At 73.7% G+C, this 15438-nt stretch carries 12 protein-coding genes; 4 read left to right on the top strand and 8 right to left on the bottom strand.

Annotated features, from left to right (window positions below; all coding sequences use genetic code 11):
* Positions 1 to 10: 10 nt before the first annotated feature.
* Both CRP55_RS15770 and CRP55_RS15765 read left to right on the top strand, forming a co-directional pair.
* Positions 11 to 361, top strand: a complete 351-nt coding sequence (locus tag CRP55_RS15770; protein WP_097320657.1) for a sigma-70 family RNA polymerase sigma factor — start codon at positions 11 to 13, stop codon at positions 359 to 361.
* Positions 354 to 1103: a hypothetical protein gene (locus CRP55_RS15765; RefSeq protein ID WP_097320655.1), complete on the top strand. Its 750-nt coding sequence runs from the start codon at positions 354 to 356 to the stop codon at positions 1101 to 1103. The genes CRP55_RS15770 and CRP55_RS15765 overlap by 8 nt, the downstream gene beginning before the upstream one ends.
* Before the next feature lie 27 nt (positions 1104 to 1130).
* On the opposite strand, the gene CRP55_RS53025 is transcribed toward CRP55_RS15765, so the two are convergent.
* Genes CRP55_RS53025 through CRP55_RS15755 form a run of 3 tightly spaced genes read right to left on the bottom strand, consistent with a single transcriptional unit; the run spans position 1131 to position 7666 of the window.
* Positions 1131 to 1283, bottom strand: coding sequence for a hypothetical protein (locus CRP55_RS53025; protein ID WP_179855187.1), 153 nt, complete (start codon positions 1281 to 1283; stop codon positions 1131 to 1133).
* Positions 1284 to 1339: 56 nt separating this feature from the next.
* Positions 1340 to 4660 (bottom strand): CHAT domain-containing protein, encoded by a 3321-nt coding sequence (locus CRP55_RS15760; RefSeq protein WP_097320653.1) that lies wholly within the window; start codon positions 4658 to 4660, stop codon positions 1340 to 1342.
* Between the two features lie 48 nt (positions 4661 to 4708).
* Positions 4709 to 7666: a helix-turn-helix transcriptional regulator gene (locus CRP55_RS15755; RefSeq protein WP_179855186.1), complete on the bottom strand. Its 2958-nt coding sequence runs from the start codon at positions 7664 to 7666 to the stop codon at positions 4709 to 4711.
* Between the two features lie 163 nt (positions 7667 to 7829).
* Here CRP55_RS15755 and CRP55_RS15750 point away from each other — a divergent pair, with 163 nt between their 5' ends.
* Positions 7830 to 8096, top strand: coding sequence for a hypothetical protein (locus CRP55_RS15750; protein WP_097320651.1), 267 nt, complete (start codon positions 7830 to 7832; stop codon positions 8094 to 8096).
* Here the strand turns inward: CRP55_RS15750 and CRP55_RS15745 are convergent.
* Positions 8069 to 11386: a caspase family protein gene (locus tag CRP55_RS15745; protein ID WP_097320649.1), complete on the bottom strand. Its 3318-nt coding sequence runs from the start codon at positions 11384 to 11386 to the stop codon at positions 8069 to 8071. The genes CRP55_RS15750 and CRP55_RS15745 overlap by 28 nt on opposite strands.
* A gap of 250 nt (positions 11387 to 11636) precedes the next feature.
* On the opposite strand from CRP55_RS15745, the gene CRP55_RS15740 reads away from it, so the two are divergent.
* A complete protein-coding gene (locus CRP55_RS15740) occupies positions 11637 to 12776 on the top strand; it encodes a helix-turn-helix transcriptional regulator (RefSeq protein WP_097320647.1) in 1140 nt (379 codons plus the stop codon).
* Between the two features lie 7 nt (positions 12777 to 12783).
* Here CRP55_RS15740 and CRP55_RS15735 read toward each other — a convergent pair whose 3' ends face one another.
* The 4 genes from CRP55_RS15735 to CRP55_RS15725 form a co-directional block, all read right to left on the bottom strand.
* Positions 12784 to 13467 (bottom strand): cysteine peptidase family C39 domain-containing protein, encoded by a 684-nt coding sequence (locus tag CRP55_RS15735; RefSeq protein ID WP_143234633.1) that lies wholly within the window; start codon positions 13465 to 13467, stop codon positions 12784 to 12786.
* Between the two features lie 43 nt (positions 13468 to 13510).
* The gene (locus CRP55_RS53020) at positions 13511 to 13675 is read right to left on the bottom strand and encodes a hypothetical protein (protein ID WP_179855185.1); all 165 of its coding nucleotides are present in this window, start codon (positions 13673 to 13675) and stop codon (positions 13511 to 13513) included.
* Positions 13642 to 13980 carry a hypothetical protein gene (locus CRP55_RS15730; RefSeq protein ID WP_097320644.1) on the bottom strand — a complete coding sequence of 113 codons (339 nt, stop codon included), beginning with the start codon at positions 13978 to 13980 and terminating at the stop codon, positions 13642 to 13644. Before CRP55_RS15730 ends, CRP55_RS53020 begins: the two co-directional genes overlap by 34 nt.
* Positions 13981 to 14159: 179 nt before the next feature.
* Positions 14160 to 15431, bottom strand: a complete 1272-nt coding sequence (locus CRP55_RS15725) for an alpha-hydroxy-acid oxidizing protein (RefSeq protein ID WP_097320642.1) — start codon at positions 15429 to 15431, stop codon at positions 14160 to 14162.
* Positions 15432 to 15438 lie beyond the last annotated feature (7 nt).

Here is a 15438-nt window from a genome sequence, read left to right as displayed (position 1 = left end):
GGTCTCGGCGATGGACGACCCGGACAGCTACATGCGCCGGGTGTTGCTGCGCTGCCTGCTCGACGAACGGCGCCGGCCGTGGCGGCGCGAGGTCTCCTGGGACCAGCTGCCGGAGCAACCCCGGGCCGACACGGAGGGCCCGGCCGTCGAACGCGCGGCGATCGTCGCGGCTCTGGCCCAGCTGCCGCCGCGCCGCCGGGCGGTGGTGGTGCTGCGGTATTTCTGCGACCTGTCGGTCGAGCAGACCGCCATCGAGCTCGACTGCACGCCCGGCACCGTGAAGAGCCAGACCGCACGCGCGTTGCTGACCCTCCGCGAGACCTTGGGCGCCTCCAGCGAAGGGATGACCAGCCATGGATGACCTGTCGGCCATGCTGCGCGGCGCGACTGACAACCCGCCACCCTCGAGCATCGATCTCGACCGGATGATCCGGGGCGAACGCCGCCGCAAGACCCGGCGGGCCGCCGCTGTCGGCAGCATGCTGGCCGTCGTCACCGTGATGGCCGGCGTGGCGTGGGTGGTGCGGTCGCCGCAGCGACCCGCTCCGGCCACGGCCACACCACCTGCTCCGGCCCCGACATCGTGCCTTCATCCCACGAACGGAATCGGCGGAGCCGCCCGCACGGCCCGGCCGGTGCGGCCCCTGCCGGAGGCCCACGACGTCGCGGCCCGGCGCCTGACCGCCGCGCTGACGCCGCTGCTCCCGGACGGCGCTCACCCCGAGCCCGGATCGGGTTGTGACCGCGTGGAGTTCTTCTGGAACCGGCAGGCCGCGGTCTACCAGGCGACGGCCTGGCAGGGCGCGGGTGAGAAGCAGGTCTCCACGGTGATTCTCGTACGCGCCGCGGAACCGTCCGACGCGACACCACGCTGCCTCGGCTCTGACGGGCCGGAGTGCACGCGTACGGACCTGGACGGCGAACGGACAGCCATGTCCGATCTCAACCCCGTGTCCGAGGGGACCTACCAGCGCAGCGTGACCCTCTACCGCCCCGACGACACCCGCGTCAGCGTCGTCGTGATCGGCCGCCCGGCCGTCCTGCCGTCCGTGGAGCAATTGACCGTCATAGCCGGATCCGCCGACCTCACTCTGTACCCATGAGGCGCCGGAAGCTTTACGCGGCCCACGTCAGTAGCGACGTCGACTCTGCAGCCGATCGAACAGCCCGCGCAGCCGGCGCTGATTCTCGGGCTTGGCCAACTGCCGGCGTCCCTGGTCGACCAACCGCCGGCCCTGCGGGCTCTGCAGGAACGAACGGACGCGCTGGGCGAGTTTCGCCATCGTGATGCCTCCTCGAATCGCGAGCCCGGTACATACCCGCCCACCGGGCCCGGCAATCAAGATCCGACGTGGATGAACGGGGCCCAGAAGAACGGATGGTCGATGCCGGGGACCTGAGGGTCGTCGGTGTCGGGGCCGATGTGGCGGGTGCGCAGGGACGCCGGGCCGTCGTCGCGGCCGGCCTCGGTCTCCAGGCTGTGGTAAAGGTCGTTCGCCTCGGGCTCGGTCATCGCCCTGGTCTCGCGCTGGGCCCGGGCCAGCGCGACGGCGGTCGGCTCACCGGCCAGCAGGTGACGGTGCAGGGCGACCATGGTCAGGCAGGCGATCCGGTCGTGTACCGGCCACAGGGAGACGATCAGTTCGCGTACGCCAGCGCCCAGGAAGGCCCTGGTCAGGCCGACCACGTCGCCGGCCGAACCGACTCGGCCCCGGCCGCTGTCGCAGGCGCTCAGCACGGCCAGGTCGATGGTGGTGCCCAGGCCCATCAGGTCGGGCACCGTGAGGCTGTCGGCGCCGGCCAGGGCGAGCTCGGCACTGTACGGCGCGCCCTCGGCCAGGGAGCCGTGTGTGGCCAGGTGCACCACGCGGGCGGTGACCATGCGGTCGAGCACGGCCTTGCCGGTCGCCTCCTCGCCGCGCAGCACCTCCTGGCCGCGGAGGCGGGCGATGGTCACCGCCTCGACCTCGGCGCCGGGCAGCCGCATCAGGTCGCGGTCGGGGGCGTAGGCCGGGTTGCCCACGATCAGCGAGCCGGCTCCCGCGCTCGGCGCCGGGGACGCCAGCAGGGACGAGGAGGGCAGGTAGGACACGTCGTGCCCGGTGGTCAGCAGGTCGCCGCCGAAGGGCAGGACATGCACGGGCAGGACCGAGAGGCCGCCGTACGGGACCACGACCACCCGGCCGTTGCCGGCGAGCTCGGCCGCGAACGGGCCGAGCAGCAACTCGGCCAGCGGCCGCCCGAGGTCGTCGCGCAGACCCGGGGGAGTGGTCCTGTCCTCGACGGCCCGGTGGAACCGGCGGACGGCCGCGGTCAGCTCCGGGGTCGGCGCGTCCCGCTGGACGACGCGGGCCGTGTCGGCCGTGACGGCCCAGCAGGTCAGCACGTCGTCGAAGGCGTGGCACTCGATGAGCAGCGTGCCGGGGCGGAGCCGGGCCTGGATCTCCGGCAGTGACGGCGTCTCGGGCAGCACGTGGCGATGCCGCAGCTCGGGAGCCACGGTGATCATGCGGACCTCGGCCCGGTCGAGCTCCCGTTCGGCCGCCACCATGTCGTTCCGGGTCACCGCCGGCTCGCCGTCCTTGCGGGACCGGGCCAGGCGTTCGACCGTACGGCCGAAGGAAGCACCGGCCCGATGCCATTCCCGGACCGCCGCGGCGACCTCCTCGCCGGCCGTGGCGCTCGGGGTGAGCAGGTCGAGCAGCGAGGCCCCTCGGCAGCGGTCGGCGAGCCGGAAACTCTCGGCCGTACGGCCCGCGGCGGCGTGCGCCCGCACCCCGGTGGCGTACAGACCCGCCACCGTGTTGTCGTCGGTCGCCATGACCCGCAGGACGTCCCGCGCCAGCAGACCGAGGTGCTCCTCGAACCGGGCGATGGCGGCGGTGGCGAGCTCGGCCGCCGGCGCGGCCCGGCCCACGCCGAGCAGCGCCTCGGCGTGCCGGGCGGCCGGCTCCCACGGCCGTTCCGGCGACGCCAGCTCCTCGGGCGGGGTCCGCTCGATGATCTCGAGGGCCTGCTCGTAGCGGTGCAGCCGGATCAGGAAGTTGGCCGCGATGTCGGGCGTGAAGCTGTCGAGGAAGGGCTCGATGACGGCCGCGGCCTCGTCCCGGCGGTGCATGGTCCCCAGCACCACGGCCTGCAACAGCGGGTTGCCGAGCCGTTGCGCCTCGGCCAGCGCCGCGGCGAAGTGGCCGGCCGCCTCGGGCAGGTCGCCGCCGAGCCGGGCGATCACGCCCTGATAGAGCGGCACCAGCACGGCCGCCTCGGTGATGGTGTCGCGCACCGGCGCGAGCACCCCGTCGGCCGGCTCCGGAAGCACGGCCGGCGTGCGGGTGAGGAGCCACTCCAGCTGTTCGCGGACCTCGGTCAGGACACCGGGGTCGCCGGCCGCGTTGGCGTCGCGGTTGGCGCGCAGCAGGCGCTCGGCCAGGCGGGCCCAGTCGAGCACGGTGAGCTCGCCGGTCGCCGCGGCCCGGGCCTCGGCGACCGCCATCATCGTCCAGACCAGGGCGGCCGGACGGTAGTTGGCGCCGACGTAGAGCTCGCCGCGCTCGCGGTCGAACGCGGCCGACTCGGCCGTGGCTCCGATGCGCCCGCCGATGGCCTCGGCGACGGCCAGGGCACGCTGGCCCCGCACCACGTCCTCGGCACGCCAGCGCCCGGCCTTGGTGTAGGCCAGCCGGCACAGGCCGCGGGCGAACGACGAGCTGCCCACTGTCGCCGCCCAGTCGGCGACCCGGCCCGCGACGCGGTCGGCGTCGACCTGGCCGCCGTCGCTGATGGTGGCCAGCGCGTGCTGGACCAGGACGAGCGCGCGCAGCGCACCGTCGCCGGCCGCCTCGGCCAGCTCGCCGGCCGAGTCCAGAAGGGACACGGCCCGGCCCGCGTCGCCCTCGGCCAGGGCGATCCGGGCCCGGCGCAGCGCGACCGCGGCCGCGCCCCGGCCGGAGCCGGCCGCGGCGTAGAGCTGCTCGGCGGCGGCGTAGCGCTCCTCGGCCCCCGCCGGGTCGAGCAGGGCCGTTGACTGGCCGGCGGTGCGCGGCTCCAGGTCTTCGTCGAGCAGCTCCGGATGGCGGGACGGGTGTGCCCGCCAGTCGCCCTCGGCCAGCACACAGGCGGCCTCGCCGGCCTGGTCGCCGGCGATCTGATAGGCCGTGCGGGCCAGGTCGAGCGCGCCGCCGGGCTGGCCCTGGAGGCTGGCCAGGACGTAGGCGGCCGGGGCGATCGCCTCCGGCTCGCCGGTCTCCTGCACCCGCATGAGCACGTCGATGGCCTCGGCCTCCATCTGCGGGGCGAGGCCGTCCCGGGCGATGCTGCGGCGGCTCGGCAGCTCGGCCGCCACGTGCACGAGCACGTACGCGGCGAGGTCGCTGGCCGGCGTGGCCTCGGCCGCCTCGGCCGGCACGACCAGGTGGGAGAAGTCCACGTCGCCGAGGCCGGCCGCGCCGGCGCCGCCCGGGAACCAGTTCAGGTCCTGCACGCGGGCCAGATGCCACAGCGCGCCGGCGACCGGACCGGGCTCGGCCGCCTCGAGCAGCGCGAGCGCCCGCTTCGGCTCGCCGGCGCTGATCGCGGCGGCGGCCAGCACGAGCAGGTCGTCCGAGGCCTCGAAGGGCGTCAGGTCGCGCCAGTCCTCGCGCAGAGCCAATCGCAGCAGCATCGCAGCCTCCAGGGAGCGTCAGTCGTCGCGGGGGACGAACGAAGAGCGTCAGCCGTCGCGGGGGACGAGCCCGGCGCGGTAGGCCATCGCCGCGGCCTCGCCCCGGCTGGCCACGCCGAGCTTGGTCAGGATGTTGGACACGTGCACGCTCGCCGTCTTCTCGGCGATGAACAGCTGCCGGGCGATCTGCCGGTTGCTCGAGCCCTTGCCGAGCTCTTGCAACACCTGGAGCTCGCGCCGGGTGAGGCGGAACGGGATCGGCTCGGACCCGCCCGCGGCCGGGCCGTCGTCCGGCCCGCCCGGATCGATCCGGGCCCGTTGGGCCAGGGCGTCGAGCTCGCGCAGCAGGCAGAAGGCGCCGAGCCCGGAGGCGATGCGGTGGCCGGCCCGCAGCGCCCCGGCGGCCGCCGCCCGGTCGGGAACGGCGGTGGCCAGCAGCGCGTCGGCCCGGCGCCAATGGCCGTAGGCGGCCGGGTAGGGACGGTCGAGGCCTTCCCAGCCCTCGGCGATCCAGGCCCACTCGCCGGGGTCGTCGGCGCCCTCGGCCCGCAGCCGCTCGGCCTGGCAGAGCCGGGCCAGCAGCGGCACGTCGGGCAGCAGCGGCCCGGCGCCGCCGTCCGGCGCCAGCTTCGCCGCCCGGGCGGCCAGGTCGCCGGCCGCCTCCCGCACCGCCGAGACGTCCCGGCCGAGCGCGGCCAGCCGTTGCGCCTCGTCCGCCTCGGCCCGCAGCCCCAGCCCGTACAACCGCAATTGCTGAAGTTGATCCTCGGAGTCCTGAACCGCGCGCAGGCCGTCGGCGACCGCGCGCCGGGCCCCGTGATGGTCCCGCCGCCAGATCGCGATCTCGGCCAGGCAGGTGTGGATGTCGGTGCTGTACTCCGACTCGTCGAGGCGCCGCATGGTTTCCTGCGCCGAGCCGATGAGATGCTCGGCGCGGTCGAACCGGCCCCGGGCGATCTCCAGACCGGCCAGCAGCAGGCGCAGATAGAGCGTCGAGCGGGTCGGCAGGTCGTGGTCGAGCGCCTCGACGGCCGTCCGCTCGGCCTCGTCCCACCGGCCCAGCTCGGCCTGCAACGTCGCCGCGTTCGAGACCAGCACCCCGCCCGCCGTCCACTCCAGACCGAGGCGGCGCACGTGGACTATGCCGTGCTGGGCCACCTCGAGCGCGTCGGCCCGGCGGCCCACGTTGGCCAGCACGAAGGTCAGATTGACGTACGCCCGGTGCAGGTCGTCGAGGTGCCCGCCGGCCCGCGCGATCTCGACCGCCCGCCGGATGGCCGCCACCCCGCCGTCCGGGTCGCCGGTCATGGTCAAGCCGATGCCCAGCGGGTTGAGGGCCTGCCCCTCCTCGGCCACGGCATCCACCGCCCGCGCCATCGCGACGGCCTCGGCGCCCAGCCGCCGGCCCAGCGCGTACCGCCCGTTGCGCAGGTGGGTGGTGGCCAGGTCGGCGTGGACGCGGGCCCGCAGCGGCGACGGCGGCCCGTCCGCGAGCAGGGCGTCGGCCTCGGCGTAGGCCCGCAGCGTGCCCTCGCTGTCGCCGGTCTCCCAGCGGTAGCGGCCCAGCCGCTCGAGCAGGGCGGCGCGGCCGGCCGGGTCGGCCTCCTCGTCGAGCGCCGCCCCGGCCCGGGACAGCGCGCGGGCCAGGTCGCCGGCCCAGCGCGCCGCGTCGGCCGCCCGGCGCAGCACCTCGGCGTGCGCCGCGCCGCCCAGCGCCTCGGGGTCGCCGACCTCGCCCCACAGCTGGAGGGCGCGCTCGTAGAGCCGGTCGCTCTCGGCGAAGGCGCAGGCGGTGGCCGCCTCGGCCGCGGCCCGCAGCGACGTGGTGAAGGCCCGCTCGCGGTCGCCGGCCTGGAACCAGTGGTGGGCCAGCTCGCCGGCCGCCGCCTGCTCGCCGCTGAGCGCGGTGGCGATCGCGGCGTGCAGGCGCATCCGCTCGCCGGGCAGCAGATCGCCGTAGACGGCCTCGCGCACGAGGGCGTGCCGGAACGCGTACGAGTACGGCTGCGGCCCCTCGGTCAGCAGCTGCCGGGTGGTGCACTCGCGCAGCGCGGTCAGCAGCGAGCGCTCGGGCAGGTCGCAGGCGGTGGCCAGCAGCCGGTGGCCGACGTAGCGCCCGGCGGCCGCGGCCGCCCGCAGCACCTCCTGCGCCTCGGCGCTCAGCGGTTCGACCCGGGTCAGCACCATGTCGCTGAGCGAGGCCGGCAGCCGGTCGCCGGGCTCGGTGGCGGCGGCGCCGGAAACCACCATTTCCTCCAGGAAGAACGCGTTTCCTTCGGCGAGGGAAATGGTGCGTTCCAGCTGTACGGGAGTCAGTGATCCGACACTTCGGCCGATCACGAATTGCACGGACTCGTCGTGATCGAAAGGCCGGAGACGTAGGTGATCCACTCGGCGGGACCGCTCGAATTCCACGATCAACGGGCGCAGGGGATGACGCGGTTCGAGATCATTGCTGCGATAGGTGATCAGCAGCAGGAGCCGTTCGTCGGTGATCATGCGGACCAGGAAGGCGAGCAGGTCGAGCGTCGAGCGGTCGGCCCAGTGCAGGTCCTCGCAGATCAGGACCACCGGCCGCTCCTGGCCGAGCCGGCGCAGCAGCTCCAGGATCGCCTCGAACATGTGCACCCGCGCGTCGGCCCCGCCGGCAGTGCCCTCCTCCGGCTCGCCCAGGAAGGGCGCCATCCGGGCCAGCGAGGACCAGCCGGGGCCGGCCAGCCGGCGAACATCCTGCTCACCGGCGTCGCGGACCAGCGATCGCAGGGCCTCGACCACCGGGACGTACGGCAGATCGCCCGACGAGAGATCGACGCAGGCGCCGGTCAGGACCCGGGCGCCGGAGGCCTCGGCGCCGTCGGCGAAGGCACGCAGGAGGGCCGTCTTGCCGACACCGGCCTCGCCGCTCAGCAGCACCGTGGACGGACGGCCGCCGGCCGCGGCGGCCAGGGCGTCGACGAGCCGGGCCGACTCGGCCCGGCGGCCCACGAGATCGTCACGTGAGGTCATGGGACCTCCCATTAGCAGCGCCTTTGCCGGAGGCGAGCATATCGCTTTCCGGTGATCTAAGGCGTTCACGCGTCCGCACTCGGGAATTCTCCCGATGTGCCGAACGGCGTTGTTCTGCGAATGTGTTTACCGGTTCCCGTCAATCGATCAGGAGGAAGATCTCATGGCCGTGATTCGCGTCAACGGGTGCGACGAGCCGGTGAAGGTCGCCGTCGATCCCGACGATCTGATCCACCGGCTCAACAGCGCCGCCGAACTCGGCACCACGTACATCGTGCTGCCGGTCCTCAACAAGGAGGACAAGGTGATCGGGCAGTACATCATCCGGCCCGAGGCCGTCACGACCATCCTCATCGTCGAGGATGGCCGCAGCGTGCACATGGACACCCCGCAGGAGCCGCCTCAGGGCGGGGGCGCCATCCCGGGATAGGTGAGCCCGGGATAGGTCAGATGGTCGCAGTCCGCCCGCAGCGCCACCGGCACCGGCTGGCGTCCGTCCGGCAGCCGGGTGGCGCTGTCCTCGCTGACCAGCAGGTCGTTGGGGGCGCGCAGGAACGCGAGGGCGGCGATGTCGCTGACACCGGGCAGGCGCAGGCGGTCGAGCAACCGGCCCACTGTGGTGCTGCCGTCGTCCTGCTTGTCGACGGCGCCGGCCAGGGTGGACGCGGTGCCGGCCACGGCGAGGTAGGGAACGCCCGGGTCGGGGCTCGCGGCCAGCTCCCGCAGCAGCTCCGAGTCGGGCCGCAACTGGTGGCCCGCCTTGGGATCCTCGCGGCGGCCCAGCGCCAGCAGGGCCGACAGCGCTTCCGGCGGCCAGGTCATCGTGGTGAGCCGGTTGAGGCCGAGGGCCAGGGCCAGGGTGGCCCATTCCGGCAACCGCGGCCAGGAGACGCCGGCGTTCGGGGTGCCGAGCATGGTCAGGCTGGTCACCACCTGGGCGCCGCCGGCCTTCTCGATGAACCAGCGGGCGATCAGGCCGCCGACCGAGTGGGCGACCACGTGCAGCGGGCGGCCGTGACCGGGTTCGAGCCCGGCGTCGGCCAGCGCGGCGGCCAGGGCCGTCGCGCACGTCTGCACCTCGACGTCGGGGCACGAATGGTCGAAGGTCAGCAGCAGCTCGCCCGCCTCCGCACCGGGCAGATCGCGGGAGTCGCCGACAAGCCCGGGTACGAAGAGGCGTATCGACGAAGCCGCGCCGACCCTCTGCCGGATCAGTCCGGGTTCCCGCTCGTACGTCACCACGCCGTCCGGCCCGCGCTCGGCGACCGCGAGGCCGCCCGGAGGCGCCGGGGTTCCGGTCAATCGCCGGAAGTAGACCCGGATCACGCCGTCCGGCCCCGCCGCGGGCAGCCGGACGAGCCGCACCTCGGCGCCGCCGTCCACCGGGCGGGCGTCGCCGAGCGGAAGCAACCGGCCGATCGGCAGCAGCTCCTCGCCCTCGGCCAGCGGAATCCCGGCCCGCAGCACGAGCGGCTCGTCGGCGGTGACGCCGCGATGGTCGAAGCCCGGGGGAACGGCGAGCTCGAGCACGCTCGGGCCGGCCATGCCGCTGCCGGTGACGAGGAACTCGACCAGATGGGCGGCCGGACTGTCGCGCAGCAGCGGCGGCAGCGCCGGACCGCGCACCTCCCGGGTGGCCAGATCCTCGGTGGTGAGCCGGGCGCTCGCCCCCGCGAGGGCGTTATGTCCGATGAGGACCACCGCCGGGGCCAGCTCGGCCTCGCCGCCGGCCGCCGGCACCGGCACCGCCTCACGCGGCCGGACCACGGTCACCTTGATCTCGCCGGCCGCCCAGTCCGCGATCGGCTCCCTCGCCTCGGGCTCGAAGTGGCGCAGCTGGACCCGGCGCAGGAGCCGGTCGAGCGTGCTCAGCGGCGGGTCGAGCGCCCGGTTGAGCACCGGCCGCTCCAACTGGCTCAGGTCGGACTGGTCGAGCACGGTCATGTCGGCGTCGCCGGTGCTCACCACCAGCTTCACGATGTGGTCGAGGGTCACCACGCCGAGCCGGGCGAACTCGTCGGGCACGCTGACCCGAAGTGGCAGGTCGTCGTTGGCCCACGCGCGCTCGCCCGGTGCCAGGCGCACCCGTCCGGACGGGTAGAGACCGGACACGATGGAGTACGTCTCCGGCATGACCAGCACGCTGCAATAGAGCGCCTGACTTCCGGTGTTCTCCAGGGAGATCTTGATGCGCGGCGGCCGCCACGCGCCCTGCCGGAACTCGTAGGCCAGCCGGAGCTCCCCGTCGACCGGCAGCTCGGGCGGGTCGCCGCCGAGCGCCGCGATCTCGTCGTTCCACGCGTGGATGCGGAGCTTCACGTTGGTGGTGGCCAGGGCGCTGCGGTTGCCGAGGTCGGCCACCCGGCGCCAGCGCGCGATGTGCTCGAGCGAGCCGACCGCGGCGTCGGCGCCGGTCAGGCGGGGCGCGACCGGTTGCCCGTCGGGCAGGCGCCGGATCTCGTAGCCGCCGCCGGTGGCGGTCAGCCCGTACTCGGCCTCGCCGTCCGCCGCCTCCCGCACGAACAGCGACGGCGTCAGGAGATCGCGCGCGGCTTGCAGCAGCGCGGCGTCGCCGTCGAGCACGACCGGCATTCGGACCAGCGGTGACGTCGTCACCACGGCCGTCCAGGTCTGGGTGCGGTCGGGTTGGGTGGGCTTCAGATCGACCGCGCTGAAACCGGGCTGGACACGGCGCACGACTGCCCGTCCGCTCGCCCCCGCGAGGTCGTGCAACTCGTCCTCCGGTGTGCCCGGCGGGAAGAGCGCGAAGGCGGTCGTCTCGGCGCCGTCCGGAGCCGGGATGCCGTGCACCGCGCCCGCGTCCACCACCCAGCCGAAGTCGTCGTTCCAGGTGACCGAGAAATGCGGCGAGCGGTTGCCGGCGCCGCCCAGGAAGATCTGGTCGAAGTCGGCCACCCGGACCGCCTCGAGTTGCGGGTTCTGATCGCGGACCCGGGTGCGGACCAGGGCGGCCGTACGGGTGAAGACCTCCCGGTAGGTGAGATCGCGCGCCGCCTCGGACAGCGTCTTGGCCAGGTAGTACGAGAAGACGCCGCACTTGCGGGCGTTGACCCAGATCTCCTTGGCCTCCTCGTCGGCTCGGCAGGCCGCGAGCAGCAGGTGGCGTCCCGGCGTCCAGCCGGACGGGCCGGCCGCGCCCAGCTTCACAAGCTCGTCCGGGTCGACGATGAACGAGTCGAGCGGGCGGGGACTCTCGTCGACCGGGGCCCGGCGTACGCCCGGGCCGGGCTCCCGCGTGCCGTTGGCCGCGTGGCAGGCGTCGAGGATGACCACGACCGAGGCCCCCGACTGGGACACCTCGTGGATGAGCTTGGCCAGCTCCTTGTCGGCCAGATCGCGGACACCCGGGGTCCGGCTGTCGTGACAGACCAGGGTCTCCAGGAGCAGATCCTGCTCGATCCGCGCGAACTCGGGTGGGGCCACGCCCTGCGAGCCGTGGCCGGAGAAGGAGAACAAGGCGATGTCGTCCGGGCCGGCCTGCCCGAGATGGGCGCGGAAGGCGGCGATGATCTCGGCCCGGGTCGCCTCGGCGTCGCGCAGCGTCCGCAGCACCAGCTCGGTGCCGCCCGGCGGCGCCCCGCTCGACTGCAGAACCGCGGCCAGCCGGTCGATGTCGTTGACGCAGCCCGACAGGGTGGGCGCTTCGTTCGACAGGTAGTGGTCGATGCCGACCAGTAGCGCGAACAGCTTTCCTGCCATCTCCTCCTCCTAGGACTCCTGAGTCATCCTGACCCTCGGCGGGCCGGGCAGGAACACTGTCACCCGGCCGCGTCCCGGCCCGCACCGGGGAAATCCCCAGGTGAAAGGCCTAAGGCAGCCGGTACGGCGATATACGGCAACTGCCTGATGTGGCAAACCGCCGGGTGCCGGAGCGTCGAGGTCAGTCCTTGCCCGGGCGGCCTGCGAACCCACGCCCGCCCGGGCATCGGAGACTCGACGGAGGCCCGGGATGCGGACCGAGGAAAGGGGCGGGCAGCCGCCCGACCGACTGATGAGCGCGCTGGAGACGATCGCGGCCACGGCCCGGGACGGCGCCGGCCACCGGGCCGCCGCCCGCGCCCTGGTGCTGGCGGCCGACCTCACGGCCGACGACCGGCTGCGGGCCCGCCGGCTGCGCCGGGCCGCCGTCGACGCCCACCTGTCCGGCGACGAGCCCCTGGCCCGCGAGCTGCTCGCGCGTGCGGACGACAAAGAGCTGGACGAGGACGACACCGATCCCCGGCTGCACGCCTCCTACGCCTACGCGGCGGCCGGCCACACCGGGATCGCCCGGGTGGCAGTTTCATGTTCGCTGAGCGAGCTCCGCGCGCGGGGTTCGGTGCGCCACCTTCCGGCGGCGCTGGCCGTCGCGGCCTTCGTGGAGCTCCAGGAGGGTCGCCTCGACGCCGCCCTCCGGCTCGGCGGCGAAGGGCTGCTCCTCTCCGGCCTGGTCCAGGACGACGTGGCCGGTCAGCGCGCCCGGCACGTGCTGGCCACGGTGGAGGCGATCCGGAGTGGCACCGCCCTTTCGGACGCCGACGTGCTGGAGGCCCACGTGCGTACCGGGTGGCGTCCCTCCGAGGAAAAGATCGCGGAGTTGATGCGCCGGGCCCGCGCCGCCACGGATCCCCTGCCGGCCGCGGTGGCGGCCCGGAGCGTGGCCCTGGTCGTCGGCGAGGACCGGTACGCCGAATGGTTCGAGGCCGCGCTTCGTCACCACGCCGGGATCCGGTGCCCGTTCGAGCTGGGCCGCACCCGCCTCGCGTACGGCGAACGCCTCCGTCGCTCCGGCCTGCGGGTCCGGGCCCGGGCCCAGCTCCTGGCCGCCCTCGACATCTTCGGCGGCCTGGCCGCCGCGCCCTGGTCGGCCCGGGCCGAGGCCGAGCTCTCCGCCACCGCCGCCGAACCCGGCCGCGACGCCGGGCACGGCCTCACCCCGCAGGAGTCGCATGTGGCCCGGGCCGTGGCCACCGGCCAGACGAACCGGGAGGTGGCGGCCGCACTGTTCCTCAGCAGCAAGACGGTCGAGTTCCACCTCGGCAACATCTACCGCAAGCTCGGCGTGCGCAACCGCACCCAGCTCGCCCAGCGTTACCGCCGGGCGAGCTGAACCCCGGTCAGTAGGCGTAGACGGCGCAGTGGTTGAAGCCGTACGGCAGGAACCAGCAGTGCCAGGCCCTCAGGAACGTGGCCTCGTCGACCACCGCCGACCCGGCCGCCGCGGCCATGTACACCTGACCGTCGGCGATGCGGTAGACCACCGGCCAGTGCGCGGTCCACCAGGAGCCGCCGAGGGCGCCGACGTCGACCAGCACGGGCACGGGCAGGCGATACGAGACGTACGCCTTGAGCGTGGCCCACTGGTCCTGCCAGCCTGCCGAGGCGAAACCGGAGTAGCCGACCGAGGCGGTCAGCCCGTAGCTCTGCAACGCGTCCCGGATGCGGCCGCCGCTGCTGCCCAGCCCGAACACCACGTCCGGACCGAAGCCGCCGGCGATCACCGCGTCGATGGCCTGGCCGTCGTCCCAGTGACCGTTGCCCTGGCGGGGCAGCTGGTAGGGGTCGCGGCCGTGGAAGTCGGCGATCGTGGCGATCGCGGCCTGGCCGCACGTGTTCCAGTCGACGCCGGCCCGATAGTTCCGATAGGCGAACAGGGAGGTCAGCTGGTCGGCCCGGGCGGCGGCGCCGTCACCGGGCGGCCGTACCGCCGCGGCGCCGGCCTGAGCCGCCACCAGATCACTGCTCCACTGCCGGAAATCAGCCTCGAACGGGTCGACGGCAGTGGTCTGAACATCGGTCATGATGGTGCCTTTCCGTGGTGTGACAACGAACCGCGGTGAGGCGTCACCGCGGCAGAACACGGTCCATGGCGTCGGGGCAGAAGGTGAAGGCCGCTTCCATGGCGATGGTGACGAAGAAGTTGGCTCTGGCCGCGCGGACGCGTTTGGCGATCCAGCCGGTGAGGCCCTCGTTCATCACGCCGCAGATGGCGCTGAAGGTGGCCTGCATGAGTCGCAGGTGCGCTGAATAAGGCTGAGCGTTTGATTGAGGGCGGGCAGGGCGCGCAGATCGGCGCCGGGAATGGTGGCGAACATGCGCCCGACCGAATGGCTGACGCCGACGTGGCACCAGTCGTCGAGGAACTGCTCGATCGCCGACGGGGTGACACCCCAGGCCGGATTGATCGCGTCGAGCTGCTCGGCCACCGACTTGATGCAGCAGGCCAGGCTGGGCAGTTCCGACTCCAGCTCACTGAACTGAGCCGAGGTCAGCACCGAAGTATCGGCCGAGCCGCCCCGCTGCGCGTCCGCCACGAAGGCGTCAACCCAGCCGGTGTTCGCTGGCGTCTCACTCGGGGAAGAACAGCCGGATACGCCCGCCGCGATGACGAGAACGACAAGGGATATTCGAAGGGATCGCACCGGGGCCGCCTTTCGTCTGGATCGACTGCCAGAATGCGGGCGATCCGGAAAGGCCGGCGACGGGAGAATCCCTAGGTGTGTGTCAGCCGGTCCCGGGTGATCGAGGCGATGTCCGGGGTGCCGGCCAGGGCCATCGTCAGGTCGAGCTCGGCGATCACATTTCGGATGACGTCCTCCACGCCGCGTTGGCCGTCGAGCGCCAGCCCGTACATGTAGGGGCGGCCGAGCAGCACGGCGTTCGCGCCGAGGGCGAGCGCGGTGAACACGTCGGCGCCGGAGCGGATGCCGCTGTCGAGCAGCAGGGCCGGCCCCGGGCCGACCGCCTCGCGGATGCCGGCCAGCGCGCCGAGCGAGGCGACGGCGTTGTCGACCTGGCGGCCGCCGTGGTTGGAGACCACTATCGCGTCGGCGCCCAGGTCGAAGGCGCGCCGGGCGTCGTCCGGGTGCAGGATGCCCTTGAGCACGATGGGCAGGCGGGTGCGTTCGCGCAGCGTGGCCAGGTGGTCCCAGCTGAGCCCCGGGTTGGAGTAGATGTCGAGGAACGTCTCGACCGACGCCCGCGGCACGGGCGACCGCAGATTGGCCAGGAACCGCCCCGGATGGTTGCGCGACATCGCGAGCAGCGTGCGGAGCGCGCCCAGCGTCACCTGCGGGCGGGCCGCCGGCCGGCCGAGCCGTTCGGCCACGATCTGCCGGAAACGAGGGTCGGACGTGTACTGCGCGATGCCCACCCCTCGGCTGAACGGCAGCGAGCCGAGGTTGAGATCCTGCGGCCGCCAGCCGAGCACAGTCGTGTCGAGGGTGACGACCAGGGCGCCCGCCCCGGCCGCCTCGGCCCGCCCGATCAGGCTGTCGACCAGGCCTTCGTCCTTGCTCCAGTAGAGCTGGAACCAGCGCGAGGCGTCACCCATGGCGGCCGCGCAGTCCTCCATCGGATTGCAGCCCTGATTGGACAGGACGTACGTCGTCCCGGTCGCGGCCGCGGCCCGCGCGATGTGCAGATCGCTGTCGTCGCCCATGAGCGCCCCCGCACCGACCGGCGCCAGCAGCAGGGGCGTGGCGTGCCGCTGCCCGAGCAGCTCGACGGAGAGGTCACGCTCGACGGCGCCCGACGCCATCCGGGGCACGATCGCCCACCGCTCGAACGCCTCCCGGTTGCGGCGCATGGTCCGACCCTCACCGGCCCCACCGGCGACATACGCCCAGGCCACCGCGCTGCTGGCCCGCCGGGCCAGCCGCTCCAGCTCACCGAAGTCAGCCGGCACACGAGGCCGCCGCCCGAGAACTCCGGCCCGATAGATGGCATTGAGCCGGCTCAGCCCGGCGCCTGGGGTGGTGGACATGGCTGGC

Source organism: Paractinoplanes atraurantiacus (assembly GCF_900215205.1).
GTDB classification, from domain to species: Bacteria; Actinomycetota; Actinomycetes; order Mycobacteriales; family Micromonosporaceae; genus Actinoplanes; species Actinoplanes atraurantiacus.
The sequence above is the reverse complement of the archived record's forward strand: the minus strand, read 5'-3'. Positions and strand labels throughout refer to the sequence as shown.